Source organism: Psychrobacter sp. CoH-33_TS_01, assembly GCF_058189395.1.
Genome location: NZ_JBVGQI010000001.1, coordinates 275354 through 301962 on the forward strand (window position 1 = coordinate 275354; position 26609 = coordinate 301962).

Consider the following 26609-nt stretch of genomic DNA (forward strand, 5'->3'; position numbering starts at 1 on the left):
AAATATCTAGGCTAGATTACTATGATGAATCTCAATAATAAGCAATTAAAATCATCATTATAAAACTTGAGCAGTTGGTCTGAAAGTGATTTCATTCACATCAACATTATTAATAATATGGCCCGCTTTTTGTCCGATCATCTGTGATAGGGCAATCGCGATTCTCGTAGGAAAAGTCTGGATACTTTGTGGCCCGAGTATCTATTATTTGAGCTTTAAAGTATCGATAACGGCTCGTAGCGCAGGGGACACATTGTGATGCGGATAATATAAATGAAAGCCGTCAAAAGTATGACTGAACTCTCGTAATATATGAATAAGCTTGCCACTCTTTAGCTCATCTTTAACCATATCGATGGGCACATACCCTATGCCCAGTCCTCTTATTGCGGCATTAATCACTGAATAATCAGTCGAAAACACCCATTGTCCTTGCGTCTTCAATTTATAGGGTTGACCCTCAATCATGAAGTCCCAGTGATACATACCGCCCCCCATAAATCGATAGCCCAAACAATTGTGATCGTTCAACTCCATTGGGGTTTTGGGAAAGCCAAACTCATTAAAGTAGTCTGGCGAACCGACCACTGCAATCTCTTCATCATAGTCGATACGCACCGATATCATACCTTCGGTGACTAAGCTGCCAAAACGAACGCCCGCGTCAAATTGTGTGCTGATAATATCTGACAAAGCCGTATCGCTGATCAACTCCAATTTAATATCAGGATATAGCTGCTTAAATTTAGCCAGCTTCGGTAACAGCACTTTATCAATAGCATATTGACCCGCACTAATGCGCACCAACCCCGCAGGCGTTTCGCGTAAATGCTTCAGCCCCTCTAACTGCCTATCTAATGACCCAAAACTCTGCTCAGCGGTCACAAATAATGCTTCACCTGCGTGTGTCAAAGACAAGCTACGAGTGGTTCTTGTGAATAACTGTAGACCTAGGTGCTGCTCTAATAACTTAATGGAGCGGCTCAAGGCAGATTGCGATATGCCAAGTTTGATAGCGGCCTTGGTAAAACTGCCTTCTTGAGCGACCAGTAAAAAAGCATACAGCTCATTATAATCCTCTTGCTGTCGCATATTCAGAACCTGAGTGAATAAATAAAAGTTAAAAAATGGGTATTATCACTAGAATTGTAGAAGTATAAGATAATCTCATGACTTTACAGAATATATTATAAACAACTTTGTCTTGTTTATAACCTGACTCTTTCCGCTCAAATCTTATGAATGATAATCAGATAATTGCTTATTTGCCATCACAAAGGACGACCAATGACCCTACCATCAATGTTAAAAAAGTTTAGCTTGGGCTTACTTGTTAGCTCAACCCTCTTTGGAGCGACTCATATGGCCCATGCTGCCACAGCCACCATACCACTCATACAACAATGGGATAAAACCTTTGCTCAAAGTAATAAAGTCACCCATCAAAAAGTAACTTTTAAGACCCGTTATGGCATCACGCTCGCCGCAGATCTCTACACACCGAAAAACTATGAAGGTAAGAAATTAGCAGCGTTGGCTATTGGTGGGCCTTTTGGTGCCGTGAAAGAACAATCATCAGGACTATACGCGCAAAAAATGGCAGAACAGGGGTTTGTCACTATTGCCTTTGATCCCTCATATACAGGTGAGAGCGGTGGCGAACCTCGTAATATTGCCTCATCGGATATTAATACCGAAGACTTTAGTGCAGCAGTAGATTTTTTAGGCCTACAAAAAAATGTGGATAGAAATAAAATTGGCATCATTGGTATTTGTGGCTTTGGTGGTTTTGCGTTAAACGCTGTAGCCGCAGATAAAAGAGTAAAAGCCGTAGCGACAACCAGTATGTATGATATTCCTAGAGTTAGCTCAAAGGGTTACAACGATAAAGTTACAGTTGCAGAGCGTACAAAAATGTTGGAGCAATTAAGCCTGCAGCGTTGGAAAGATGCTGAAAACGGCACCCCTGAATATGGTGCAAAAACCAATAAGGACACGCTGACAGGAGACGAGCCACAGTTTATCAAAGAATATTGGGAGTACTATAAAACCCCTCGTGGTTTTCACCCTCGTTCCGTTAATTCAAACGGTGCTTGGGCAACGACTTCTGCAATGTCGTTGACGAATATGCAAATTTTAGCTCATCTAAAAGAAATTTCACCGCGTCCCATGCTGTTGATAGCTGGCGAAAATGCTCATTCTCGATATATGAGCGAAGATGTTTTTAAAGAGGCTGCTGAGCCAAAAGAGTTGATGATCATACCCAATGCAGTTCACGTAGATTTATATGATCGTATGGACAAAATTCCCTTTGCCAAGTTAACCGACTTTTTTAACAAAAATTTGAAATAAAAAAGTAAGGTCGTCAGTCATCAAAATAACCGGCTACGTGATGGCCGGTTTTTGGTTTAGTTTAAAATCCTTTTTTTAATAGCGTCTTAATACAATATCGAGAGTGTGTATGTTGAGCACCAAAGCAATAGAAAGAAATACAGAACAGCCCGCTTACTGGAGTGGGGTCTTTGCCATGACCTTGTGCGTATTTGCATTAATTGCCTCAGAGTTTATGCCGGTGAGTCTACTCACGCCGATTGCAGTAGACCTCAAAATCAGTGAAGGAATGGTGGGCCAAGGTATTGCCATTTCAGGTGCTTTTGCGGTGATCACAAGTCTGACGGTCTCTCGTGTAGCAGGCAGCATGAACCGTAAAACGCTCTTGTTGCTATTAACCGCCATCATGGCTATCTCAGCAGCTATTGTTGCACTTGCGCAAAATTATATGCTTTACATGATAGGTCGCGCTTTGCTAGGGATGGTGATCGGCGGCTTTTGGTCAATGTCAGCGGCGATGGCGATGCGTTTAGTACCAAGCTCAGATGTCCCTCGTGCCATGGCAATTTTTAACAGTGGCAACGCATTGGCAATGGTCATTGCTGCCCCTTTAGGAAGTTATCTTGGCTCAGTTATTGGGTGGCGCGGTGCTTTTCTTTGTCTGGTTCCTGTCGCCATACTGGCCTTTATTTGGCAGTGGATCAGTTTGCCTTCCATGCAAGTCACGAGGGACAAGACTGACAAGCCTCCCTCTATTTTAGGGCTACTACGCAATCCTGTAGTGATGATTGGTATGTCGGCAGTCAGTTTGTTCTTTATGGGGCAGTTCTCACTTTATACTTATGTGAGACCTTTTTTAGAGACCGTTACCCAAGTTGATATTTCTACCTTATCATTGATTTTACTTGGTATTGGCGTGATGGGTTTTATTGGCACATGTGTTATTACTATATTTTTAGATCGTCGTTTTTATGGAACCTTGATTATCATTCCAATCATGATGGCCGCTATCGCAATGACTTTAATATGCTTTGGTACCTCGACCATGATTGTGGCTATATTGCTCGGTATATGGGGGCTGTTAGGAACAGCAGCACCCGTTGGCTGGTGGAGTTGGCTTGCTCGAACGCTGCCAGAAAATGCTGAAGCTGGTGGCGGATTAATGGTAGCGGTAGTGCAATTGGCCATTGCTTCAGGGTCAACATTGGGTGGGGTATTATTTGATCATAGCGGTTATCAAGCAACGTTTGTGTTGAGTGCTATTATTTTAGTAATTTCTGCGTTCTTAACATCGCGTTTGGCGATTAGGTAACTACTTCAAAGGGTTTTGATAGAGGAGTGTGAGCAAGCGCATTAAAACGTCTTAATATTAGTCAAAAACAGGACACTTAAAGTCCCGAAATCCTATCCAATCAAAAGAACTGAGTCTCAATGTAGTACCAGACTTTTCACAACCTTGGTCACGAAATGGTCACCGTTTGGTCACCAAGCCGTTGGTCACCGATTTTTAAAAGGCAGAGTGCATGTACGCAGACTTATAGAGAATACATTATTAAAGAGTAGATTGCTTCTTAGAAGTTTTTAAAAATAGAATAACTAACCCTTACGGATAAAGGCTTTAAGGAAAATTACAGACACAAAAAAACCCCAAGTAAACTAATACATGGGGCGAAACTTGCTCAGATTTAACATCCGAATTCGTTTTAAATATGGCGCAGCGGACGGGACTCGAACCCGCGACCCCCGGCGTGACAGGCCGGTATTCTAACCAACTGAACTACCGCTGCTTAGGTCGTATTTAGTATTTCATCTCAATTAAAAGATCCACTTTACTAAAATAGTGGTGGGTGATGACGGATTCGAACCGCCGACATTCTGCGTGTAAGGCAGACGCTCTACCAACTGAGCTAATCACCCTGAAGAGCGTATAAAAAAAGCACTGCTTTTTTGGCTCTGCAAGAGAAAATTCCTTAAAGGGAATTTTCTGAAAACTTAAAGCATCAACTCTAAATCTTCATTCAAAAATCCAAGAAGTAACTGTCACATCCAACTCAGATTTTCTAACAACGCTACCTTGTGATAATTTATCAATAAGGTCCGTCGCTGTGGATGTGTATTATATACATTTAACTTTGCCTGTCAAATCTTATTTTCAATAATTTTAATTTTACTGCAAATTTACCCGTTAGGGGCTAGGGTATAATTTTGGTTAGCCATAGTCATAGCCTAGCAACGTAGACCTAGGCGAAAGTCAGTCTCGATAACGATTCACAAATAGACAGCCGTCATCAAGTCGCTATGATAAGAGGATAGAATAAAACAATTAGGTCCGACGCTAAGTATTAAGGAGAGGGTCATAAATATTCGGGTGCCTGAGCAGCTGTTTACGGCTTGGTCATGGATTGAGGTGGCGCAGCTGGGTTTGATAGCGCATATCATCGCTATTATATTGCTCACTTTGCGGATTGTCTCGGTACAGCGCAATATTGGGGTGGCGATTGCCTGGCTGGCGATATTATATGCTTTACCGATTATTGGGTTTATAGCGTATTTGCTGATTGGTGAGCCCATGGTGGGTCAGCGTTATCTAAAACGTACTCAGCAAGCGCGTGCTCTGCTCAATGATATGGCGGTGCGTGAGCGGATCGTCTTTGATCAAGGTCAGGAGCTGTTATCGGAGACTTATCGTGGGGTCAGTCGGATGGGTACCTCGTGGACAGGGTTTGGTGTCTTTGATCAGCATAAAATGCAGCTACTTACCGAAGCCGAAGAGCTATTCTCTAGATTAATTGACGATATTAATCGCGCCGAGCGTATGATTTTAATGGAGTTTTACATTGTCTATCCGGAAGGTCAGGTCAAAGAAGTCTTAACCGCATTGTCAGCAGCAGCGCAAAGAGGCGTGGAGTGTCACTTATTAGCGGATAGTGTGGGCAGCTTTAACTTTTTTGGCTCAGAGCATCATCGTACGCTAGAGGCGGCAGGGGTCGTGGTGCATCAGTCCTTACCCGTGGGTTTATTCAAGACCTTATTTACCCGCACTGACCTACGCAATCATCGCAAAATCATCGTGATAGATGAAAATATTGGCTATACGGGCAGTTTTAACCTGGTTGATCCCGCTCACTTTAAACAGGATAAAAACGTCGGGCAGTGGATTGATTTGATGGTGCGTATTAAGGGCCGTCAGCCGCTCAGCGTCGTCACCGCCATGGCGAAGGTAGTAGTCACCGATATTGGCGCTGAGAGCAATACCAACTTGCTGGCTTTGGGCGGTCATATCAATACTTATACCCGCAAGCTGTATCAACGTAACCCTAGAATTAACGATATTAATGATTCAGCAGGGCGCTATATCGATTCTTTAGCGCTCACTGGCACGGTGGCTGTAGCACGAGGGGCGACCAGTACCGTAATCATGCCGGAGATTGAACCGGTAATTGCCCAGCTTATCCCTTCAGCGCCACAGGTCACCGCCCATGTTATTTATAATACTCTGGTGGCCGTGATACATCGTGCCGACCGCTGTATTCAAATCACCACGCCTTATTTTGTCCCCGATGAGGCATTGTTAGGGGCTTTAACGACAGCGGCTAAGCGTGGGGTAGCGGTGACGCTGATTATTCCCAAAAAAGTCGATTCTTTTATGGTGCAACATGCCTCACAAGCTTATTATACGGAGTTGCTAGAGGCTGGCGTGACGATTGCACTGTTCCGTGGCGGCTTACTCCACGCCAAAACGGTCGTGGTAGATGATGATTATTGCTTATTTGGTACAGTTAATATCGATATGCGCAGCTTTTATTTGAATATGGAAGTGAGTCTAGCGATTTATTCTCGAGAGATGGTAGCGCAAGTGGCCCGTTGTCAGCAGTCTTATCTGCAACATTGTGAGCTATTGACCCTAGAGCAGTGGCGTCGGCGTCATGGCTTTCAACACGTATTTGATAATGGCATGCGGCTGTTTAGTCCCTTATTATAATGATCCTAAAAATAGTAAGGCTGATAAATTATAACGATTTAATTTACGTTTTAGCCTTTATAATAATTTAGCTCAAATCCTTGAATATTATGGCTATATTGCTAGCCCTTATTTGCATAGAAGACGATAATTTATGCCCGTTAATAACCCCATTAGCCCTGTGACGCCTTCAACCAACCTTGACAGTGCAAGCGTCGCCGATGATAAAACGGCGATGGCCTATGCGCAAAGATTGCAAGAGTGCCAATTAGATCGGTCTCTGGCCAGCTTAAAACGGTTAGATTTACTCTTATCGCAAATTCGTCATGAATTGCTCGAGAGTAAAATCAGCGAAGCGGCATTGCTGACGCAGCCGAGTGGTCGACGTTTTCTATTGTTTGTGGGGCGTTATGCGGGTCAAGTGTTAGCGGGACAATGGCAGCAACCCTCGCAGTGGCTAACCGTGCCAGAGATTAGCGAAATTATTGAGGCGGTCACCCCAAATTTAGACGCGCCTGCTGGGGGTAATAATGATTTTTATCAGCAGCTCGCTTGTCAGTATTGCTATGCAGAGCATCATACGGATGTCTTTAATACCATTACTGAGATAACTGCCGTATTTTTTCCCTTAGAAGTCGTTGGTGCCAGATTATTTGCCAGTCTTGATCGCCCGTTTCACTCTATAACCGGCGAGCCGATAGAGAGTGGCTTATATCAAGCGGTGCGCAAACGCTTACCAGCTTCTATGAGTGATGAGGGTGCGGCGGCGGCTAGCGCTGATTTGGCTAAGCAAACAGCGGCTTTAGAGATAGCGCCAGCCATTGCGCAAAATAGAAGTTTGCGGCAGCAAGGGGAGGGAGAGGCAGTAACGGAGGCTAATAATCCCGCCACTCTAACGCAAACGCTAGCGCCCGTTCTTAATGAGCCTGTAGTCACGCCTGATTTGCATACCCCTAATCCTTTACACCCTGCGCCAGGAGTGATAGCGAGTAGCGAGGCCAAGCCAGTCGCTACGGCTAAGCTACCGGCCGCTTTAGTCACTACCCCGAAAGCACCAACTTTGGCAAACGAAACTTTGCAAAGTTTGGCCGCTGTGCGACCTAGCGAGTCTAAGGTAGCTATACTAGCTGTGCCAGCGGCTGACCCATTAGCTGCGCTGCATACTGAACTGCTAAAAGATTTAAATACTTTGGTTAAGCCACAGAGTGCGGGCGTGGATGAGTACCAAAAGGCGGTGAAAATCTTAGATGTCTTTGAAGGGTTTGTAGTGGCGCAGAAGCGGCCGCGTAGTGAGGTTAAGTTATCTGAAAGTCATACGGTGCTGCGTGAAGAGGCGGTGGCATTATTGACCGAATCAGCAGAGCAAGGTAATACCGCGGCCATGCTACGATTGGCGATGCAAATGATGTTGGGTGAGGGGATAGATAAGGATTTGGCAGAAGGCACCAGTTGGGTGCAGAAAGCCGCCAGTCGCGATGATGCACGAGCACAAAGACTCTTAAGTAAGCTGTATTATCAAGGGCTAGGCGTTAGCCAAGACTTAACACTAGGCAAGCATTGGCTAGAGCAGGCCGCGAAAAATGGCCATCCTGAAGCCCAGCACCTCGTTGAACAATGGCAGCAAGTGGAGATTCTGACTAGCGTGCAACAGCAGGAGCAAGTCTCGAATAAACGCTACTTGCTATTGTTCGTGGGCGTAGGTCTTTTAGCATTGCTGCTAGTGTTACTGCTATAAACCCTAATAAATATTTTATGCATGGAGTTTATGAATATAACTTGCAGTTATATACAGTTAGTATTTATCATCAGCGTCCAAAAGTGTGACGTCCCCTAGGCATCCTATGCGATTCTTTATTCCCGTATTATTAGTGCTATTGCAGTTTTCAACCTTAAGTATGCGGGCGTACTCCAGTCATATTAACCCTGCAGAGCCTAGGCAAGTGGCGCTACTAAAAGGTATTTATGTGAAAACTGGCAACGCCGCCACTTTCAAGACCGAAGACGAGACCTACTTGCTAGTCGATAAAAGAGGCTTATTAAAAAATGCGCCAGATACGCCGTTAGCTAAACAAGCCAGCCTGGTCATGCAGTCCTTTCGCCTGTGTCTGAGTGGTTATCTGCTAGCCAATCATGAAAAAAACTACAGCCAGTACCCGCAATTGCTCGTCGTGGAGCAGGTCTGCGAGGTCAGCCAGTAGCCCGCTAAAAGAAGTTTCAACAGACTTTGAGGTTTAGTGACTTGTAACCTAGGTATAGTGAACTATGCCCAGGCTATAAATGATAGAAAACCTTAGGGCTTCCTTTACGAGATATTTTTTAAATAGAAATTGCGTTAAAATCCTCCATTTTTGCTAGGCTAGTGCCGGCATTGAATAGTGCGTGACTGCGCATGACTGCTGTTATAGCTTAGTTTTTAGGTCTTATTATGTCCAACCCGCCGCCAGAGTCTACCCCTATTAAAGACAATACTACCTCCGTGCCAGACGCGCCATCGACTGCGGTAACTGACCCTGCTGCAGCGCCGCCTTTAAATAGCAATAGCGCTACGCTGGCTAAAGCTACACAAGTGACGCTCAGTGAAAGTCCGTCTCAACCTATGAATAAACCGGTAAAATCTCGCGTTATCATTGAGGACCCCAGTCTAGACTTCGAACCGCTGACGGCTAACAAAGTCAGTAGAGCGGCTGCTATTACGCCACCGCTTTACTACCGCGTGGCCATTGCCGTATTAAAACCGCTATATCGTCTGTCAGTCTGGAAGCGCTCGCGGCAACGGGATAATTATAGCGATGAAGTGGCGCACCGTTTTGGTAGGCAATATCCTGCTAGACCGTTTAGTGGTGGCAATAGCCGAGTTGATGCTATTACTAGTACGGAGGGACAGAGCACAGCGCTGAAAAGCTCGCCGCTTAAAAAGCCATTGCCTAGTGGGCGGAGCGTGATTTGGTGCCATGCCGTGTCTTTGGGCGAGACCAACACGGTGGCACCGTTACTCGATAAGCTGATGGCGGCCGGTTATGGCATTTGGTTGACCAATACTACGCAGACGGGTTTTGCCCGCGGGGAATCACGCTTTGCTGAACAGATAGCGGTTGGCGTGCTCAGTCACAGCTATGTGCCGGTGGATAGTGCGCCGGTGATAGAGACTTTTCTGCAGCATGTGCAGCCTGTTGCGGCGATGTTTGTCGAGACTGAGCTGTGGGCAATCACCTTGGCGAAACTGGCCGAGGCACAAATTCCCGCTATTATGGTCAATGCGCGGTTGTCAGCATCGTCCTTTGCCAGTTACCAAAAGATGGCCAAAGTCACCACCAGCATGATGCAAAACCTGAGCTTAATCATTGCCCAAGACGCGGACTCTGCCAAGCGTTTCCGGCAATTGGGAGCGGCCAGTGGCAAAATTCGCGTGGCAGGCTCGCTAAAGTGGGTGATTAATGCGGGGCAACCAGCGCAGTCTGCTATAGCGTCTGATTATGAGAAAGGGTTTAGGCAAGCGGGCTTAGAGCAGCGGCCCACTTGGATAGCCGCCAGCACCCACGCAGGGGAGGAGAGTATAGCGCTGCAAGTCCAGCAACAGCTGCTGCAGCAACAAGGACTGAGCAATGCTTTGCTAATTATCGTGCCGAGACATCCCGAGCGCTTTGAGGAAGTGGCGACCTTGATAGAGCGAGCGGGTCTCACCATGGCCAGACGCAGTTTAGAGCAGCCCATTCAGGCCGATACCCAAGTGTATTTGGCCGATACCATGGGCGAGTTGATGCACTGGTATGCGGCGGCGAATGTGGCCTTAGTCGGTGGCTCATTGGTGGATATTGGCGGCCATAATCCTATCGAGCCCTTGAGCGTAAAGACCCCAGTTATTATGGGTGCCTTTACCCAGTCGTGCCAGCAGGTCGTGGATACCTTGGTGAATAAAGGCGCCCTTTATCAATTACCCACAGCGAAAAAACCGCAGGCTACTGTGGCCGCCTTATCAGCACAGTTACAAGTTTGGCTGACCGATTTGGCTGCCGCTCAGCGAGCCGGGCAGTTGGGCTATGAGTCTGTCGAGGCGCATCAGAGCGTGTTAGATCGCCAGTTGGCTATGATTGAATCCGCTATCCATCAACGCACGGTATCTGCTACGACTGCGTTATTGGGTTAAATGGTTTTCGTGGCTGGTGCTTAACCTTTCATTCTTAGTGCGTCATGCTTAGTACGTAATGTTTAATGCCGCATGCCGATTTAAACATTTATGCTAGTCAGCGCGCTTGTCCACTGCTCCTTATTTTGTTATACGGCTTCCTTTATGAACTGTCTGTTATTGCCTCAATCTGCTTTTATACCGCCCGCTAACCTAGCCTCTGCTAGACAGCCAATAGCGCAAGGCTTTGCAAAAGAGCATTTTGCTGCTGCGAAGATTAATGACGCGCAACAAATAGCCCATATTCATACGGTATTAGCAGCGAAGGTGGGCGATACCCTCAAGATTGGCCGACAAGACGGCAATTTGGGCACGGGCATTATTCAGCGTATGGATACCCAAGAGATTGAGCTGACAGAGGTGAATTTAACTGAGCCGCCCCCACCTAAATTAGAGCTGACGGTCGTACTGGCTTTGCCGCGCCCTAAGGTATTGCGCCGATTAATTATGGATATGACGGCGCTAGGGGTGCAGCATATTATCCTAATCAACAGTTACCGCACCCAAAAAAGCTATTGGCAAAGTCCGATGCTGGCACGTTTAGATGAGTTTGTGCAAGAAGGGCTGCAACAAGCTTGCGATACTGTGGCGCCGCGTATTACGTTAAGCAAACGCTTTAAACCCTTTGTAGAAGATGAGTTAGCGTCAGTATTGGCAGGAACTATAGGCGTGGTAGCACACCCTTATGCGCCTACCAGCTTGCAGAGTTTTATCCAGAGCCGCGCTGCCGATGATTCTGTACAAAACCCATGGCCTAAGCTGTTATGTATAGGGGCGGAAGGCGGTTGGATTGATTACGAAATTGAGTTGCTGCAAGCGCACGGCTGCCAAGCGCTGTCGATAGGCCCCCGTATTCTGCGTACAGAAGCGGCAGTGAATGCTTTAATCGGACAATGGCTGATTCATTAAAATAAGCATTATTAAAATAAATATTATCGAGATACTGCGGAGCAATAAGTCAATCCCATTATTGGCTATACCCTGCAAAGGGCAGTAAGCCAATAGTTACTCTAGGCAGGGTCTTGAAGGTTTAGCAGCAGGTTTAATGTTAAATATAACTAATAAATACTAATGGAATGATAGGGTTAGCTTCCTAATCAACCAAGTCAATAATGGTATACCTTTGCGTTAAATAAAGTTATTGATAATTACTATCATTCATATTAAGATACGCTTTGTAAATATTAGTTAGTCTAGCTTAATATCTGGTTATAAATAACTTCTGAGACAACAAGTTTAGGAGAGGGTAGCAGAATTATTAAGCGACTAAACCTTGAGTTACACAACATTGAGCTACACAAATTTTTGGAGCGTATTATGTCGTCCGTCACACCTTTACTATCTAGCAAAGTTAGTCTGTCTGCAGCCGTGTTTGTTGCCATGTTGGGCCTAGCGGGCTGTAACAAGACGCCACCAGCAGAAGAAGCCACGAGCGAAGAAGTCACCACCGAGACTCCGGCTGTAACGGAAGGTGAGACTGCAGCAGTGACTACAGATGGTGGTACTGTGACGATTTACTCTTCACGTAATGAGCAGCTTATCAAGCCTTTACTGGATCAGTTCACTAGTGAAACCGGTATCAAAGTCGATTTGGTGACCGATAGCACAGGCCCATTGATGGCTCGTCTTGAAGCAGAGGGCGCGAATACGCCAGCCGATATGCTTTTGACCGTAGATGCGGGCAACTTATGGCAAGCGGCACAAAAAGGCTTATTACAGCCAGTCGCTTCAGAGACTTTAGAGAGCAATGTCCCGGCGAAATATCGTGATCCAGCAGGTCTGTGGACCGGTCTGTCATTACGTGCCCGTACTATTTTCTATGATCCGAGCAAAGTCCAAGCTAGCGACCTCTCTACTTACGCTGATTTAGCTGATCCGAAATGGAAAGGCAAATTATGTCTGCGTACCTCGAAGAAGGTTTATAACCAGTCTTTAGTTGCCAGTATGATTGAGCACTTGGGCGCTGAAAAAACTGAAGAAATCGTACGTGGCTGGGTAGCCAACTTAGCCACTGATGTCTTCAGCGATGACACGAAAATGCTAGAAGCTATCGCTTCAGGTCAGTGTGAAGTCGGTATTGCCAACAGCTATTACTACGGTCGTCTGTTAGACGAAAAACCAGACTTCCCGGTTAAATTATTCTGGGCAAACCAAAGCACTACTGGCGCCCATGTCAACGTTTCTGGCGCAGGTGTGGTGGCTAATGCAGACAATCCAGATGGCGCATTAAAACTGATGGAATGGTTGTCATCTGACAAAGCGCAGGGTTTATATGCTAGCGCTGATAAAGAATTCCCGGTGAAAGAAGGTATCGACGAGTCAGACTTACTACGCTCATGGGGCGAGTTTAAAGCCGATGATATCAATGTGCAGAAGTTTGGCGAGCTACAGACCGATGCTATTCAGTTGATGGACAAAGCCGGTTATAAATAAGCGGTCTTTTTTTGATAGAGTCAGGTTTGATAAAGTCAGCGGTCTACCGTCTTAAAGAAGGCTAGATCGCGATAGCCCTGCGATGATATCTATGCTGAAAGCAATTTCAGTAGCCAGATATTGTTGTGGGGCGCTTTTGTTTATGAGCGCTCAATACTTGAAGCTAACATTGAACAAAGTTGCCTAGCTATGGCGTTGGTTTTGCATTATTTATCTTAATACACCGATTTAAATGCTGTAGAATTACGCTGCTTACAGTTCTTCCTGTCCTAATTTATGTTGCTACAACAAGGTAGCCATGTCGAAACTACTAACTTCTAAATCACTGTCTTCTAAGCTTAGGACCTCTAAGCTCAAGCCCTCTAAACGCGCTGCTACTAATAAGCACAAGGCGGGCCAGGCTTTTATCGCTAAATCAGTGCTCACACTGATTGCGGTATTCATGCTTATTCCTATCGTCATCGTTTTACTGTCATGGTTGCAGCCGCTGGCGGATATTTGGCCGCATATGCGCGAATATGTGCTGCCCGAGGTGCTAAAAAATACAGCGGTTTTATTAACCATGGTGATTGTGATTGCCGGCGGGTTGGGGACAGCATTGGCCTGGTTGACGAGTATGTATCGCTTTCCTGGGCAGCGCTTTTTCGCTTGGGCTTTGATGCTACCGTTAGCGATGCCAGCGTACGTATTGGCCTTCGTGAGTGCCGGTATCATTGATTATAGTGGCCCTTTACAGACCACGTTACGAGCCTTTGGGGTAGCGACAGGCATCCCCTCGATTCGTAATGTTTGGGGTGCGGGGATTATCCTATCCTTGGCCTTTTACCCTTACGTCTATTTGCTAACTCGGCAGGCTTTTTTGTCACAAGGTCGCCGCGCTATTGAAGCCGGTCAGATGCTCGGGCTGAGTCGGTTGCAAGTACTGTTTAGACTGTCACTACCACAAGCGCTGCCGTGGATAGTGGGCGGTTTGCTGCTAGCATGTATGGAGACCTTGGCTGACTTTGGCGCGGTCTCGGTGTTCAACGTGGACACCTTTACTACTGCTATTTATAAGGCTTGGTTTGGCTTTTTTAGTCTGGTGACTGCTGCGCAATTGGCTGCCCTTTTAATTGGCGTAGTCTTTGTGATTATGCTCTTTGAGCAATTTTGGGAGGCGCGGCGTACTAATGGGGTGACCCAAGGTGATAACCGCCGTTTTGAGACTTCTACCGGCGCACGGCTACTGATGAGTCTGTTTTGTGCGCTGATATTCTCGATTGCTTTTTTAGTGCCTTTTTTGCAGCTGCTGTACTGGACCGCACAAAATTACCAGCAAGATTTTGATGAGCGTTACATTGGTTTTGTCACCAATAGCTTGATGATTGCCTCAATGACCACAGCTTTCATCGCCGTGCTGGCCATTATCGTGGCATGGATTAAGCGCCAATATCCTGATAAGGTAACTAAGTTATTGGCAACGTTTGCAAATTTAGGCTATGTCGTCCCCGGAACTGTGTTGGCGGTAGGGGTGTTTATCCCCATCGCTTGGTTAGACAATCAGCTGATTGGTTTTGGCGTTATCGAAAAGCAAATATTTTCCGGCAGCGTCTTGGTGATGCTATTGGCGTTATCCACCCGCTTTATGACCGTGAGCTTCCAGCCGATAGACCGACAGTTGCAACGCTTAACCGTCAACCAAGAGTCGGCTGCTGAGCTCTTGTCAGACAGCAAGCTGCAACGCTGGCGACAAGTCATTCTGCCCGTATTACAGCCAGGCGTACTCACGGCCTTGTTAATGGGCTTTGTCGAAGTCATGAAAGAGATGCCGATTACGCTTATGACCCGCCGGCAAGGCTGGGATACGCTAGCGGTGCGGGTGTTTGAGATGACCAGCGAAGGCATGTGGGGCAGAGCCGCCTTACCGAGCCTGCTTATTGTCTTGGTGGGTCTGATACCGGTGTGGATTCTGCTGCGCCAAAGTGATAAAAACAGCTAACAATCTTTGAGTGGCCGTCCTGATGACTTAGTTTTATTTATTAAAAGTTGCCGGTATTAGCAGCGCCATTTATTGGCCACAAAATTTATTAACAGCCCCATCTATCTGTATAGAGTAGATACGCCTTATGTCCAGACAGCTTTCCCCAACCCCAGATTCGCAAGACTTCACTAGCTTTAAAAACAGTGAAGAGCGCGCGCCTATTAAGGCCAATACGTCAGTCCTGCACGCTGAGGAGCGTGGCGTGACGCCAGCCGCTAGTACGCCGCCTTATTTTACGGTGACAGATATGGCGGTAGGCTATAGAGAGGTGACGGTCGTCGATGGCATGAGCTTTACCTTAGAGCAGGGTGAGATTGGCTGTTTCTTGGGCTATAGCGGCTGTGGCAAGACCACGGCGCTACGAGCTATTGCTGGGTTGGAGCCGATACGCCGCGGTAGGATTGAGCTAAACAACCGCTGCTTAACGTCGCAAAGCGCGCAGAAGTCCTATACGGTGATGCCTGCCAAGCGCGGTATGGGCATGGTCTTCCAAGATTATGCATTGTTTGGTCACTTGAGCGTCGCCAAAAATATAGCTTTTGGGATTCATCGGGCGCCAAAAGCGGAACAAAAAGCGCGAGTTGCTGAAATGCTGGCCTTGGTTGGCTTGACGGAACATGCAAATAAGCGACCCAATGAGCTATCCGGTGGTCAGCAGCAGCGCGTGGCTCTAGCCCGTGCTTTAGCGCCAAAACCCAAGTTACTGCTGCTTGATGAGCCATTCTCTAACTTGGATGTGGTGTTGCGCGAGTCTTTAGCGACCAACGTGCGCGATATTTTAAAACGTACTAATACCACGGCGATATTGGTCACGCATGATCAAAACGAAGCTTTTGCTTTGGCTGATAAAATTGGCGTGATGCAGGGAGGGCGTCTGATCCAGTGGGCCGCGCCAAGTATGCTGTATCATGAGCCTGCCACCCCCTTTGTCGCTGACTTTATCGGCGAGGGCACTATGATCGATGGCATCATGCGCAGCGACCATATCGAGTCGGTGCTAGGCCCGATTTCGATGGATCCGACACTAGACCCTTATCAATGTATTGAGGATGTGTCAGCCGCGCCGCCCAAAGTGTTCCCGACAGGGGCGACCGTCAAGGTCTTGGTGCGTCCCGATGATATCGTCCACGATGATGATAGTGCTATGACCGCACTGGTCGTCGGCCGGGTATTCCGCGGCGCCAACTATCTGTATCAATTACAATTGGCCGATGGTCAGCAGGTGTTATCGTTAGTGCCCAGTCATCACGATCATGCGGTGGGTATGCATATTGGTATCCGACCTTTGCTCAAACATTTAGTGCTCTTTGAAGAGTCGCAGGTCACCCAAGCCGCTGACCACTCAGGGCGGTCGGTGGCGCATTCTGCTTAGCCAGTGACCGTTACAACCCCTTATTAGCCGTCGTCTATCAAGCTTATCAATCCTGCTGTGCTGGCGAGGCCAAATAATGCAAATAGCGGCCCATCCATTTATACGGGTCTAAGCTGGAATAGCGCAGCTCCATCTCAATGACCGCTTCGGGATGATTGTGCCCGCCACGCTTTAGTGGTGAGTAGTCATGGAAAACCCGCAGTCCTGATACTCCTAACACCTTATAATCATGAGCCTCAAGCCATGCCGTGACCTCTTCTTTAGGTACCGGATTATTAGGCGTGAGCGTCTTTTTATTGTCCGATTGGTAATTGCTATTATTCAGCAGATTAAAATTGCCCATAATAAGATTGCGATAATCAAAGCTCACCGGATTATAAAAACATAAAGACAATACCCCATCTTTCGCCAGCCACTTGTCAAAAAAGTCCATGATTTCATGCGGCTGGGCCAACCATTCCAGCAGCGCATGGCATAAAATCAAGTCATACTGGCCCGTTAATTGCTCTTCTAGCGCTTGATAGGGGCACACTAACCATTGGGTTCTCATTAGCCAATCAGGCGTCGCTAGCGTTTCTGCAGCGCTATCCGTTGCTCCTAGCGCAATAGCCTTGGCCTTGCTTAGCATATTATTAGAGATGTCGTTGATCGTCACCTCGTGGCCTTGCTGTGCCAATTCGATAGACAGTTGCGCAAGTCCTGCCCCGACATCCAAAATTCTTAATGGTCGCTCTAGCTTTGCGCTTAATCGCTGAACTTGCTCGCCCAAATCCCGGCGCAAGACCGCCAGACGAATCGCGCCCTTGAGGCCGCCATAAACTTTCTTTTCAAAGTGGTCGGCGATACCTTCAAAGCTGCGGTCCTCTAGGATTGCCATCTCTAGGTTATCCGCTGTGCTGGAGGTGCCAGTTTTAAGCGCAGAGTTGGAGATTGGGGCCGTTTTTTGGGCATTTGAATTATTGGTGGTCATAGCAGTGTCAGTCACAAATGGTTGTAGATTATGAGCCATTATAAAGCACTTAGGGTTAGGTTCTGGGTCAAAGTCGCTATCGTTTTGGTGAATACGGTTTTAATGCAAGCTTTGGCCTGATTTTCAGCCATATTTCAGCCATTATTTCTCATGGATTACTTACAGGCAGAGCTTAGGTAAAAAACATCGCAATAGTGTGCTGATTCCGTAGAGGAATCCGAGGGTTTATGCCCTTTTGAGCGCAAAACTGTGGTAAAATAACGACTTTTGAAAACCAACCAATTTCCCTAATAATTACTAAGTTTAGCATGGGTTATTTCAGCATTAGCCCCCTCATTTACGAGCGGGTTTTGCCGCTTTTTTATTGCGAATTTCTTTAAAGTTCTGTAAAAAAGTAGCGAAGTTGAGATAACCGTGGCGAGTGCGTTTGATGCCCATAAAAACAGGCGATAAAATGCCTTATTACAGCGGGTTAAAAGCTCTCGTAGCATAGATTTGGTAAGCGTTTGGAGAATGACAGTGAAGGAGTGTATATGAGCGATTCGGTCAGTCCTATTGCCATCGTCGATGAAATGAAGCAATCCTATTTGGATTATGCGATGAGTGTGATCGTCTCGCGGGCATTGCCTGACGTGCGTGATGGCCTAAAACCGGTCCATCGTCGCGTGATGTACGCGATGCATGTGCTGTCAAACGATTATAACAAGCCGTATAAAAAGTCGGCGCGTGTGGTCGGTGACGTCATTGGTAAATATCACCCGCATGGTGACAGTGCCGTATACGACGCGATTGTGCGTATGGCGCAGGACTTTAGTTTGCGCTATACCATGATTGACGGCCAAGGTAACTTTGGCTCTATCGATGATGATCCACCGGCAGCCATGCGTTATACCGAAGTGCGTATGACCAAGCTGACGCATCAGCTGTTAGGCGATTTGGATAAAGACACCGTCGATTGGGAAGACAACTACGACGGCTCTGAGCGGATGCCAAGTGTGCTACCAGCGCGTTTTCCTAACTTACTGGTTAACGGTGCGACTGGTATTGCGGTGGGTATGGCGACCAATATGGCGCCGCACAACTTAACCGAAGTGGTCAATGCTTGCCTGGCTTATGCGGAAAACGCGCAAATTTCAGGCGAAGAGTTGATGACTTATATCTCCGGTCCTGACTTTCCTACTGGCGGTATTATTTATGGCCGCGCCGGTATCCAAGACGCGTACCGTACCGGTAAAGGTCGCCTGCACATTCGTGGCCGTTATCACATCGAGCCGTTGAGCGATACTGGTCCTAACCGCGATCGTGAGCGTATTGTCTTTACCGAAGTGCCTTATCAAACCAATAAAGCCAAGCTGATTGAACGTATTGCTGAATTAGTACGTGATAAAAAAATCGAAGGGATTTCTGAGATTCGTGACGAGTCGGATAAAGATGGCATGCGTATCGCCATTGACTTGCGTCGCGGGGAAGTCGCTGAAGTTATCGTGAATAACCTATTCTTGCAGACCCCGCTTGAGTCTAGCTTTAGTATTAATATGGTCGCGCTCGATAACGGCCAGCCCAAACTATTGACCCTGCGCCAACTGATTGCAGCGTTTGTGCGTCACCGTCAAGAAGTGGTGACCCGTCGTACCATTTATGAGCTCAATAAAGCCAAAGCCCGTGGTCATTTGCTAGAGGGCTTAACCGTCGCGCTAGCCAATATCGACGATATTATCGTGACCATTAAACAATCGGCCAGTCGTGCGGAAGCTCGCGAAAAGTTATTAGCGAATACTTGGGACTCAGGTACTGTGGTGGCTATGCTAACGGCTGCCGGTCGTGGTGGCGATAGCGAAACGGCAGTACGCTCAGTCCGTCCCGAGTTTATCGAAGGCGAAGACCTGAAAAACCCGTACGGCCTGATTGATAACAATGAGAGCTATAGTCTGTCATTAGAGCAGGTCAACGCTATTCTTGAGATGCAATTACATCGTCTAACCGGTCTTGAGCAAGACAAGCTGACCGAAGAATATCAAGATTTATTGCGCGTTATCGCTTACTTAGAGAGCATCCTAGGTGACTTTGATAAGTTAATGGCGGTGATTAAAGATGAGTTAATTGAGATTCGCGATAACTTTGGTGATGAGCGCCGCACCGATATTATCGATTCACGCACTGACTTTAGCCGTGAAGACTTGATTCCTGAACAGACCGTGGTGATGACCATCTCGCGTACGGGCTATGCCAAGACCCAGCCGATTGACGATTATGTCGCGCAAAAACGCGGTGGTAAAGGCAAGTCGGCGACTGCTATGAAAGAAGACGACGTCATCGATCATCTGTTGGTGACCTCGACGCATGCGACGGTGATGTGCTTTACCGATAATGGCCGTGTCTTTAGTCTACGAGGCTTTGAAGTGCCACTAGCCAGTCGTGGGTCGCGTGGTCGTCCGTTGGTCAACCTAATCTCCTTAGACCCGGATGAAACCGTGACTACCATCTTGCCAGTGCCGCAGATGAGCAATGATGTGGCAGGTCGCTACGTGTTCTTTGCTACCGCCAATGGTACGGTCAAGCGCGTAGAGCTAGAGCAGTTCGCTAGCATTCGCTCTAATGGTTTGATTGCTATCGGGTTAGAGGAGGGCGATAAGTTGATTAGCGCCCGTATTACCAATGGTGAGCAAGACGTGATGCTGTTTGCCGCGAGCGGTAAAGCCATTCGCTTTGACGAAAACGATGCCCGTTGTATGGGTCGTACCGCCAAAGGGGTGCGCGGTATGCGCATCGGCAAAGACGATGCCATTAAATCCTTAGTGGTCATCGATGATAGTGTGGATGAGATCCTGATTGCTTGTGAAAACGGCTTTGGTAAACGTACGCTAATCGATGAATTTAATGCGCAAAAACGTGGTGGCGGCGGTGTCATCGCTATTAAGACCAGCGAGCGTAATGGTAAGTTGGTCCGAGCGACTAAGGTCGATCCAGAAGACGATATTATCTTAATTTCGGACAAAGGTACTTTAGTGCGCACACCGGTTGCGCAAGTGGCCTCAGCCGGTCGTAACACCCAGGGTGTCACGCTGATTCGTCTGTCAAAAGATGAGAAGCTGGTCGCTATGGCCCGTGTTGAGTATCAAGAAGAAGACGAAGCCTTAATCGAAGCACTAAAAGAAGACGGAGTCTTTGATAGCGAAAGTAGCGATACCAATATTGATGCGCTCGGGCGTGTGAATAGTGGTGATGATACGGATTTAGAAGCTCCTGAATTAGATGACGTGGATACTGATGTAGAGAATGACTCAGACGATAGCGAAGATTAATTTAGCAGTCTCAAGCTTATAAAGCGCATGAGTCTTTAATAGTTTTATTAATAGTTTCATTGTCTTTATCGTTAGCAAAAGCCTCTGACCTTCGTGTCTGAGGCTTTTGTTTTTTTATATTTTATAAAGTTTTAAGGTCAGTTGTTCTCGGTTTGCTAATCGGTTGGTTAAGCCGTTCGCAGTGACCGTTAGCGAAGATGACTGGCCTATATTGAGGAGAGCGTATGAAATCGATGACCACTACCATGCAAGGGACGTTAGCCGCGGTTTCGTCGAATTTTTTATTCTCTATTCTATTTTTATTCGGCTTAATCTTAGCGCCGTTATCCGGGACTCAGGTCGCCGCCTGGCGTATGGTCATGATGCTGATCAGTCTGATCGTGTTGGTCAGCTTGCTCAAACAGTGGTCGCACGTTTGGGATTATCTTAAGACCTTAAAGACGCCACGAGACTGGCTGCTCTTTATTGCGCCGACCCCCATTTTAGGCGGACAAATTTGGCTGTTTATGTGGGGGCCTGTCAATGGCCTCGGCTTGGATGTGACCTTAGGGTACTTTCTGTATCCGCTAGTGATGATTATCATCGGCCGCTTTTTTTACCATGAAGCGATGAGTAAGCTGCAGTGGTTAGCGACTGGTTTCGCCGCCTTAGGTATTTTATTTGATGTGCTGCAACACGGCAGTATTTCGTGGGCGACGCTATTTGTGTGTTTGGGGTATCCGCCCTACTATCTGATGCGGCGTAAGCTGGGGGTGCCGCCTATTACCGGCCTGCTGTCTGATCTGACGTTATTGCTGCCGGTGGTCATCTTTGTACTGGTGCAATCCGATGGGGTAGCCTTATTAGCGGGAACCACGAAACTCTGGTATCTGTTGCCGCTGCTGGGCATTATCAGTACCGGAGCGATGGCATTAACGATGACGGCCAGTCGCCAATTGCCCGTCTCTCTCTTTGGCACGCTAAGTTATCTTGAGCCTATATTTTTATTCATATTTTCGCTGACGATATTGTCTGCCAGTGCCGAAGAGGGGGGCTCGCCATTCATGTACGCTATGCTCTTTGTGGCGTTAGTATTAATGATTATGGATGGCACTAAAGGCTACCTAGCCCGTAAACGGAGCGACAGCTTGCAAGGCTACAATGAGCCACAAATTGCCAGCTTTCCACCCCGTCGCCGGATTAAGAGTAAGCGTATTAAAGGTGTGCTCGCGGCGCATCGCTTTCGTAAGATTAGACGCTATCAACAAAAGATCGATAAGATGGAGCGTAAGTTGCAAAAGTTGGCGGCTACTGACGATAGGTAGCAGTCATATAGATAGTAGGGATGTTATAGACAGTTTAAGTATGGTTTATAGTCCTTTAGCAAAGGTCAAGGGCTTAGCCACTACTTTTGATTAAGCTGACTGGTACGTCTGTGCACTTTTACAGATTCGCCCTACATTCGCTTTGTGAATCAGTCCACAATCATACCAAAGTGACATAGGAAACATCAGGCAACTGCGCTATGATAAATCGCAAATAGTAGCCGCAACTGTCTGTTATCCTAATTAAAGTATCAAAGTTCAAAGTATCATTAGGGCATGGTGAATAAGTGACGCTACTCATTTGCTGCTAACTACAGCACGGCCTTATTATGGGTCATTGTTAGCCTATTGGGTGACGCCTTCTAAGCCAGCTATATTTGCTTGTGCGTCCTGATTTTATGGTTAAGGGTTTTATGATTAAAGATTACCCAAAACTTTGTCTGAATATTTTTCTGATTGATTGAAATACCCCGTTTAAGGAAATATTATGTTACACCTGCATCATCTTGAAAATTCACGTTCTTTTCGTATAGTTTGGTTGTTAGAAGAGCTGAGCCTGCCGTATCAACTGACCCGCTATGAGCGTACTAAAGCCTATTTAGCCCCCACTCAATTAAAGCAAATTCACCCTTCAGGCAAAGTGCCTATCTTAGTGGATGATGGCAAAGCACTGGTCGAATCTGCTTTTATTATTGAGTACGTGCTGAGACATTATGATACCGAGCATACTTTAAAGCCTTTAGACGACGATGAAGCGGCTTGGGAAAACTACACGTTTTGGATGCACTTTTCTGAAGCTTCCGCTATGCCGCCATTGGTAATGCGTTTGGTGTTTGCAAAGGTGGTTGAGCGCTCACCCATGCTCATTAAACCCGTATCAAAGATGATTCGCAAGCAAGTCGAAGGCAGTATGATTCGTGGCAACATCAATACGGCATTGGGTTTGATGGAGCAGCATCTCCAAGATAACCATTGGTTTGCGGGTGAGAGCTTTAGCGCTGCCGATATTCAGATGCATTTTGTGGTCGCCGCGGCCAATGCTCGCCCAAGTTTAGATTCTGTTCAATATGTGCATTTATTGAATTGGTTAAAGCGCTGTGAAGCCCGTCCTGCCTTTCAACAAGCGGTCGCTAAAGGTGGCAAGCTAGACTTCTAGTAGCTATCTTTTTTGGACACCCAAGGGCGCGTTGATTGAATTACAACGCGCTTTATTCGTTTATAAGGAATGTAGTATGAGTCAGCGCCCAGAGTCTAAAGAGAAAAATGTCGCTACTAGCCTAGATAAAAATAATTTGCTGCACAGCCGCTTGCAGGCCGATGCACCTGTAGAGGATACTGCTGGGAATGCGCAGCCGGTCTCAATCAAGTCTTGGCTACAAAAACTCTTGGTCATAGCCTTATGTGCCATAAGCTTTTACGCTGGCTGGCAAGCCAACCAATCGAGTATAGTGCGGCAGTGTCTGGAGAGTGGCGGTACTATGGATGCCGACGCCCCTGTGCTTAGCTGCCGCTGGCCTTAGAAATGATAGCTTGCAGCCTATAGCGGCCTAGTGCCATAGCACCATAAATCACCGGTAGTATAATAGCGCTAGTTACTGCGAATATAGTCTGTTATCAGGAATGCTGTCTTATGTATCAACTCACCTTTTTAGGGACTTCTGCGGGTATTCCGACCAAGCAGCGTAACGTGACGGCGTTGGCAGTAGAATGTGTCAATCCTTACCTAGCCGGCGATAAGGTAAAAAGTAAAAAGTCGCGGCCTTGGCTGTTGATTGACTGTGGCGAAGGCACGCAGCATCAGCTATTGCGGACAAAGCTGTCGGGTCATAATCTAGCGGCGATTTGTATTACTCACGTTCACGGCGATCATTGTTATGGGTTACCGGGTCTGCTAGCCAGTTTGGCCATGTCAGGACGCACTCAACCGTTGATGATTATCGCCCCCAAAGCGATCGGTGTTTTACTGGATACTTTAGCGGTCACTACCGAGCTACACTTTACTTATCCTATTGAATTTATAGCGATAGAAGAAGTGCTCGCGGTCACTGAGAAAGCTTCGGATGCGGCTGTAAATAGCGCTCAGCATAATAATAACCATGCTGATAAAGCTCACCCTATCACTCTGAACTTCTCTGCCACCCAGCAACTTACCATCGAGATCATCCCGTTATCCCATCGGGTAGCTTCGCATGCCTTTGTATTGACCCAACGCTTAGCGACCAACAAACTCAATACCGCTAAACTGCGGGCAGATAATATCGCCGCGGGTAAGACGTGGGGGATATTGCAACGGGGTCTAGACGTGACCTTAGAGAATGGAGAGGTGTTAAAATCGGCAGAGTATGTCGAGCAGGATGTTGAGGTGACTAAGATTATCGTTGCGGGTGATAACGATACGCCCAGTCTGTTAGCAGAGGCAGCTAGCGATGCGGTATTGGTCGTACATGAAGGCACGTATACCGAGTCGGTATTAGCGAAAATCCAAGCTAAGTTGACGAATAATGACTCGAGTAGCGGTATAAACCCTATGCACAGTACGGCTGCCCAAGTAGCAAAGTTTGCAGAAAATACGGGCGTGCCCAACTTAATCTTGACGCATTTTAGCGCCCGTTATCAGGGTTATGATGATGCGTCCTCAGATACCCCTAATATGGCAGATATTCGGGTAGAAGCCGAGCAGCATTATCATGGTAACTTGTGGTTAGCGAAGGATTTTGCTCAGTTTACGGTGGCGGATACTGTGAAACGAGTAGAGTAGTAGCGTGGGTTAGCGGTAGCATAACCCACGGAAAACCATCCATAAAAAATCACAAATAAATTTCAAGAATGTTAAATCACTGGTGCGCCGAGCACACCCTACGAGCAATTTTACAGATAACCAAAGGCTTCTGTAGGCTGCGGCGTTAGCCCAGCATAGTCGTAAGGTAACCCACGGAAAACTATCAATAAAAATCAAAGAACCTTTCCACTCAATCCTTACAAACCAAATCAATCTTATTGCCATGAGCGCCATCTTTATACTTTTTGATACTCTCCGGATCAATCAAATACTCCACCACCTTATTATCCACACAACGACTTAAATCTGATAGCGCTAAGGTATGGCCATCGCCATTGCGGGTGAGTAGCGCGGCGTTTAAATATTTCTGCATCGCCACAGCATTGGCATAAGGGGTAGCAGGGTCATTGGTCTGAGCCACTAACAGTAGGGTGGGGGCTTGCACGTTCAAGACGGGCGCATGCATGACATCGCTACCGACCATTGGCCAATAATAGCAGGCATCGAGTAACTCCTGACGTGTGGGCTCACGGTGATTGTCCCACGTTGATTGCGCCTCTACCAGCTTTGCATCGGCTAGATAGCGCTGCTTTTGCGCAGGTGTCGGCGCCCGATCGGCACAGTCTATCGCGGTAAAGGTGGCATAGTCGACGTTGCCTTTGTCCTCATCTATCATCAGTTGTAGTAATGAGAAATCACGTGCTGCTAGTAAGTGCAAAGCTTCATTTAAAATAGGCCAACGGTCTGGCCACACCATAAAGCCGTATAGCGTCCAAGAGATATGGGTGGGGGTGATGCGCTGACCGTCCAAATCTCGCACATCATGGCTATCAAAATAACTATAGATTTTCGCTATTTTCGCTTCTGCCTCAGCGCGCGTCGTAGTATCGGCAAAAAAACAATCCGGCTCAAGGCGGCACTGGTCAACGAAACGCTCAAACGTTTGCTGTACTGAAGCCTCTTGGTTCAGTTGCATACGCATATCGTCTTCGTTAAGATTGACCACACCGTCTAACACCCCCGCCCGTAATCTATCAGGGAATTTCTCGGCATAAAGCGCCGCAATCTTGGTTCCGTATGAGTAACCAATCAGGTTGATTTTGGGTTCGCCGAGCGCTTGGCGAATAGCTTCGATATCCCCCACGGCATAATCTGCGCCGAGCTGCACCAATAGGTCATTGGGTGTGTGCTGCCAACAGCCTTTGGCAAAGGCTTCGCTGTCCTCAGGATATAACACACGGTTGTCCGGATCACAGATGACATTTGGCGTGGTGGGATAAACGCCACGTGGAGCAAAGCCAATGATATCAAAGTGTTTAGACAGTTTCTTATAAGCTTTAGAGTCTACGGCTGACACGTCCAATCCTGACTGTCCAGGACCACCGGCGATACTAATTAAGGAGCCTAATTTATTACCGGTAGCGGGCAGGCGTGACAAAGCCAGTTTCACGACAGTGGGTGGCTTTTTTGCAGGTACTGCATTTGTATTGGCGGTATTTGTATTAACGGCGTTTGTAGTATCAGTATCAGTATCAGTATCAGTATCAGTATCAGTATCAGTATCAGTATCAGTATCAGTATCAGGAGCAGCACCACTCTCGTTTGCTGATAGCGGCATAGCGGCTAGCGTCACTTCGATGGTGGCACACTGTAAGGTATCAATATTCTCTGCATAGTCGGCAAACCAAGTGTCATAGGCCGGCAAAGTGCAGGACTGCCAGTCGATAGTGCTCTGGCTATTGGCCGTATTAATGAGACTAAGCGACTTTGGGAAAGGCGCACCGCTAGCACAAATAAAGACAATAATAGCTAAAGGTATAAGTAGGGCAACCTTGGCAGGCTTAGTAATTTTGGAGGGCATTATGCACCGACACCTAAATGGGTCATAGGCGGCGCAAAGTCGCTTGGGGTCAACTTGAGCCGCCTAGAGAGGGGATGAAAACTGTGATGAATA

At 47.0% G+C, this 26609-nt stretch carries 19 protein-coding genes and 2 tRNA genes; 15 read left to right on the plus strand and 6 right to left on the minus strand.

Going from position 1 to position 26609, the window contains the following annotated elements:
• Positions 1-204: 204 nt before the first annotated feature.
• The gene (locus tag ACZ2XM_RS01205) at positions 205-1092 is read right to left on the minus strand and encodes a LysR family transcriptional regulator (RefSeq protein ID WP_490587981.1); all 888 of its coding nucleotides are present in this window, start codon (positions 1090-1092) and stop codon (positions 205-207) included.
• A gap of 195 nt (positions 1093-1287) precedes the next feature.
• On the opposite strand from ACZ2XM_RS01205, the gene ACZ2XM_RS01210 reads away from it, so the two are divergent.
• A complete protein-coding gene (locus tag ACZ2XM_RS01210; protein WP_490587980.1) occupies positions 1288-2352 on the plus strand; it encodes an alpha/beta hydrolase in 1065 nt (354 codons plus the stop codon).
• Between the two features lie 109 nt (positions 2353-2461).
• Positions 2462-3643 (plus strand): MFS transporter, encoded by a 1182-nt coding sequence (locus ACZ2XM_RS01215; protein ID WP_490587979.1) that lies wholly within the window; start codon positions 2462-2464, stop codon positions 3641-3643.
• A gap of 398 nt (positions 3644-4041) precedes the next feature.
• Here ACZ2XM_RS01215 and ACZ2XM_RS01220 read toward each other — a convergent pair.
• Both ACZ2XM_RS01220 and ACZ2XM_RS01225 read right to left on the minus strand, forming a co-directional pair.
• A tRNA-Asp gene (locus ACZ2XM_RS01220) sits at positions 4042-4118 on the minus strand.
• Between the two features lie 54 nt (positions 4119-4172).
• Positions 4173-4248 (minus strand) — tRNA-Val (locus ACZ2XM_RS01225).
• A gap of 451 nt (positions 4249-4699) precedes the next feature.
• Here ACZ2XM_RS01225 and ACZ2XM_RS01230 point away from each other — a divergent pair.
• From ACZ2XM_RS01230 to ACZ2XM_RS01255, 6 genes are all read left to right on the plus strand, one after another.
• Positions 4700-6313 carry a cardiolipin synthase gene (locus ACZ2XM_RS01230; RefSeq protein ID WP_490587978.1) on the plus strand — a complete coding sequence of 538 codons (1614 nt, stop codon included), beginning with the start codon at positions 4700-4702 and terminating at the stop codon, positions 6311-6313.
• Positions 6314-6446: 133 nt separating this feature from the next.
• Positions 6447-8027: a tetratricopeptide repeat protein gene (locus ACZ2XM_RS01235; RefSeq protein WP_490587977.1), complete on the plus strand. Its 1581-nt coding sequence runs from the start codon at positions 6447-6449 to the stop codon at positions 8025-8027.
• Between the two features lie 106 nt (positions 8028-8133).
• Entirely contained in the window at positions 8134-8490 is a 357-nt protein-coding gene (locus ACZ2XM_RS01240; RefSeq protein WP_490587976.1) for a hypothetical protein, read from the plus strand.
• A gap of 227 nt (positions 8491-8717) precedes the next feature.
• Positions 8718-10436, plus strand: a complete 1719-nt coding sequence (locus tag ACZ2XM_RS01245; RefSeq protein ID WP_490587975.1) for a 3-deoxy-D-manno-octulosonic acid transferase — start codon at positions 8718-8720, stop codon at positions 10434-10436.
• Between the two features lie 144 nt (positions 10437-10580).
• On the plus strand, positions 10581-11384 hold the full coding sequence (locus tag ACZ2XM_RS01250; RefSeq protein WP_490587974.1) for a 16S rRNA (uracil(1498)-N(3))-methyltransferase: 804 nt from the start codon (positions 10581-10583) through the stop codon (positions 11382-11384).
• Positions 11385-11792: 408 nt separating this feature from the next.
• Positions 11793-12908: a Fe(3+) ABC transporter substrate-binding protein gene (locus ACZ2XM_RS01255; RefSeq protein ID WP_490587973.1), complete on the plus strand. Its 1116-nt coding sequence runs from the start codon at positions 11793-11795 to the stop codon at positions 12906-12908.
• A gap of 282 nt (positions 12909-13190) precedes the next feature.
• Here the strand turns inward: ACZ2XM_RS01255 and ACZ2XM_RS01260 are convergent, their stop codons facing one another.
• Positions 13191-13352 (minus strand): hypothetical protein, encoded by a 162-nt coding sequence (locus ACZ2XM_RS01260; RefSeq protein WP_490587972.1) that lies wholly within the window; start codon positions 13350-13352, stop codon positions 13191-13193.
• Here ACZ2XM_RS01260 and ACZ2XM_RS01265 point away from each other — a divergent pair.
• Together ACZ2XM_RS01265 and ACZ2XM_RS01270 are read left to right on the plus strand one after the other, a co-directional pair.
• Entirely contained in the window at positions 13351-14886 is a 1536-nt protein-coding gene (locus ACZ2XM_RS01265; RefSeq protein WP_490587971.1) for an ABC transporter permease, read from the plus strand. The genes ACZ2XM_RS01260 and ACZ2XM_RS01265 overlap by 2 nt on opposite strands.
• Before the next feature lie 127 nt (positions 14887-15013).
• Complete coding sequence (locus ACZ2XM_RS01270) at positions 15014-16300, plus strand: ABC transporter ATP-binding protein (protein ID WP_490587970.1); 1287 nt, start codon at positions 15014-15016, stop codon at positions 16298-16300.
• Positions 16301-16346: 46 nt separating this feature from the next.
• On the opposite strand, the gene ACZ2XM_RS01275 is transcribed toward ACZ2XM_RS01270, so the two are convergent.
• The gene (locus ACZ2XM_RS01275; RefSeq protein ID WP_490588194.1) at positions 16347-17177 is read right to left on the minus strand and encodes a methyltransferase domain-containing protein; all 831 of its coding nucleotides are present in this window, start codon (positions 17175-17177) and stop codon (positions 16347-16349) included.
• 626 nt (positions 17178-17803) lie between these two features.
• On the opposite strand from ACZ2XM_RS01275, the gene gyrA reads away from it, so the two are divergent.
• From gyrA to ACZ2XM_RS01300, 5 genes are all read left to right on the plus strand, one after another.
• The gene (gene gyrA, locus ACZ2XM_RS01280; RefSeq protein ID WP_490587969.1) at positions 17804-20572 is read left to right on the plus strand and encodes a DNA gyrase subunit A; all 2769 of its coding nucleotides are present in this window, start codon (positions 17804-17806) and stop codon (positions 20570-20572) included.
• A gap of 224 nt (positions 20573-20796) precedes the next feature.
• Complete coding sequence (rarD, locus tag ACZ2XM_RS01285; RefSeq protein WP_490587968.1) at positions 20797-21876, plus strand: EamA family transporter RarD; 1080 nt, start codon at positions 20797-20799, stop codon at positions 21874-21876.
• Positions 21877-22363: 487 nt separating this feature from the next.
• Positions 22364-23032 (plus strand): glutathione S-transferase, encoded by a 669-nt coding sequence (locus tag ACZ2XM_RS01290; RefSeq protein WP_490587967.1) that lies wholly within the window; start codon positions 22364-22366, stop codon positions 23030-23032.
• A gap of 76 nt (positions 23033-23108) precedes the next feature.
• A complete protein-coding gene (locus ACZ2XM_RS01295) occupies positions 23109-23396 on the plus strand; it encodes a hypothetical protein (protein ID WP_490587966.1) in 288 nt (95 codons plus the stop codon).
• Positions 23397-23506: 110 nt separating this feature from the next.
• Positions 23507-24634 carry a ribonuclease Z gene (locus tag ACZ2XM_RS01300; protein WP_490587965.1) on the plus strand — a complete coding sequence of 376 codons (1128 nt, stop codon included), beginning with the start codon at positions 23507-23509 and terminating at the stop codon, positions 24632-24634.
• A gap of 211 nt (positions 24635-24845) precedes the next feature.
• Here ACZ2XM_RS01300 and ACZ2XM_RS01305 read toward each other — a convergent pair whose 3' ends face one another.
• Positions 24846-26516, minus strand: coding sequence for an alpha/beta hydrolase (locus tag ACZ2XM_RS01305; protein ID WP_490587964.1), 1671 nt, complete (start codon positions 26514-26516; stop codon positions 24846-24848).
• Between the last annotated feature and the right edge of the window lie 93 nt (positions 26517-26609).

Excerpts from the sequence above, each read along its gene's own strand:
- ACZ2XM_RS01210 (WP_490587980.1), top strand. The coding sequence starts at position 1,288 with ATGACCCTACCATCAATGTTAAAAAAGTTTAGCTTGGGCTTACTTGTT.
- ACZ2XM_RS01270 (WP_490587970.1), top strand. The coding sequence starts at position 15,014 with ATGTCCAGACAGCTTTCCCCAACCCCAGATTCGCAAGACTTCACTAGC.
- ACZ2XM_RS01245 (WP_490587975.1), top strand. The coding sequence starts at position 8,718 with ATGTCCAACCCGCCGCCAGAGTCTACCCCTATTAAAGACAATACTACC.
- ACZ2XM_RS01290 (WP_490587967.1), top strand. The coding sequence starts at position 22,364 with ATGTTACACCTGCATCATCTTGAAAATTCACGTTCTTTTCGTATAGTT.
- ACZ2XM_RS01250 (WP_490587974.1), top strand. The coding sequence starts at position 10,581 with ATGAACTGTCTGTTATTGCCTCAATCTGCTTTTATACCGCCCGCTAAC.
- ACZ2XM_RS01235 (WP_490587977.1), top strand. The coding sequence starts at position 6,447 with ATGCCCGTTAATAACCCCATTAGCCCTGTGACGCCTTCAACCAACCTT.
- ACZ2XM_RS01255 (WP_490587973.1), top strand. The coding sequence starts at position 11,793 with ATGTCGTCCGTCACACCTTTACTATCTAGCAAAGTTAGTCTGTCTGCA.
- ACZ2XM_RS01300 (WP_490587965.1), top strand. The coding sequence starts at position 23,507 with ATGTATCAACTCACCTTTTTAGGGACTTCTGCGGGTATTCCGACCAAG.
- ACZ2XM_RS01215 (WP_490587979.1), top strand. The coding sequence starts at position 2,462 with ATGTTGAGCACCAAAGCAATAGAAAGAAATACAGAACAGCCCGCTTAC.
- rarD (WP_490587968.1), top strand. The coding sequence starts at position 20,797 with ATGAAATCGATGACCACTACCATGCAAGGGACGTTAGCCGCGGTTTCG.
- ACZ2XM_RS01295 (WP_490587966.1), top strand. The coding sequence starts at position 23,109 with ATGAGTCAGCGCCCAGAGTCTAAAGAGAAAAATGTCGCTACTAGCCTA.
- ACZ2XM_RS01240 (WP_490587976.1), top strand. The coding sequence starts at position 8,134 with ATGCGATTCTTTATTCCCGTATTATTAGTGCTATTGCAGTTTTCAACC.
- ACZ2XM_RS01205 (WP_490587981.1), bottom strand. The coding sequence starts at position 1,092 with ATGCGACAGCAAGAGGATTATAATGAGCTGTATGCTTTTTTACTGGTC.
- ACZ2XM_RS01265 (WP_490587971.1), top strand. The coding sequence starts at position 13,351 with ATGCTTATTCCTATCGTCATCGTTTTACTGTCATGGTTGCAGCCGCTG.
- ACZ2XM_RS01275 (WP_490588194.1), bottom strand. The coding sequence starts at position 17,177 with ATGGCAATCCTAGAGGACCGCAGCTTTGAAGGTATCGCCGACCACTTT.
- ACZ2XM_RS01305 (WP_490587964.1), bottom strand. The coding sequence starts at position 26,516 with ATGCCCTCCAAAATTACTAAGCCTGCCAAGGTTGCCCTACTTATACCT.
- ACZ2XM_RS01260 (WP_490587972.1), bottom strand. The coding sequence starts at position 13,352 with ATGAATACCGCAATCAGTGTGAGCACTGATTTAGCGATAAAAGCCTGG.
- gyrA (WP_490587969.1), top strand. The coding sequence starts at position 17,804 with ATGAGCGATTCGGTCAGTCCTATTGCCATCGTCGATGAAATGAAGCAA.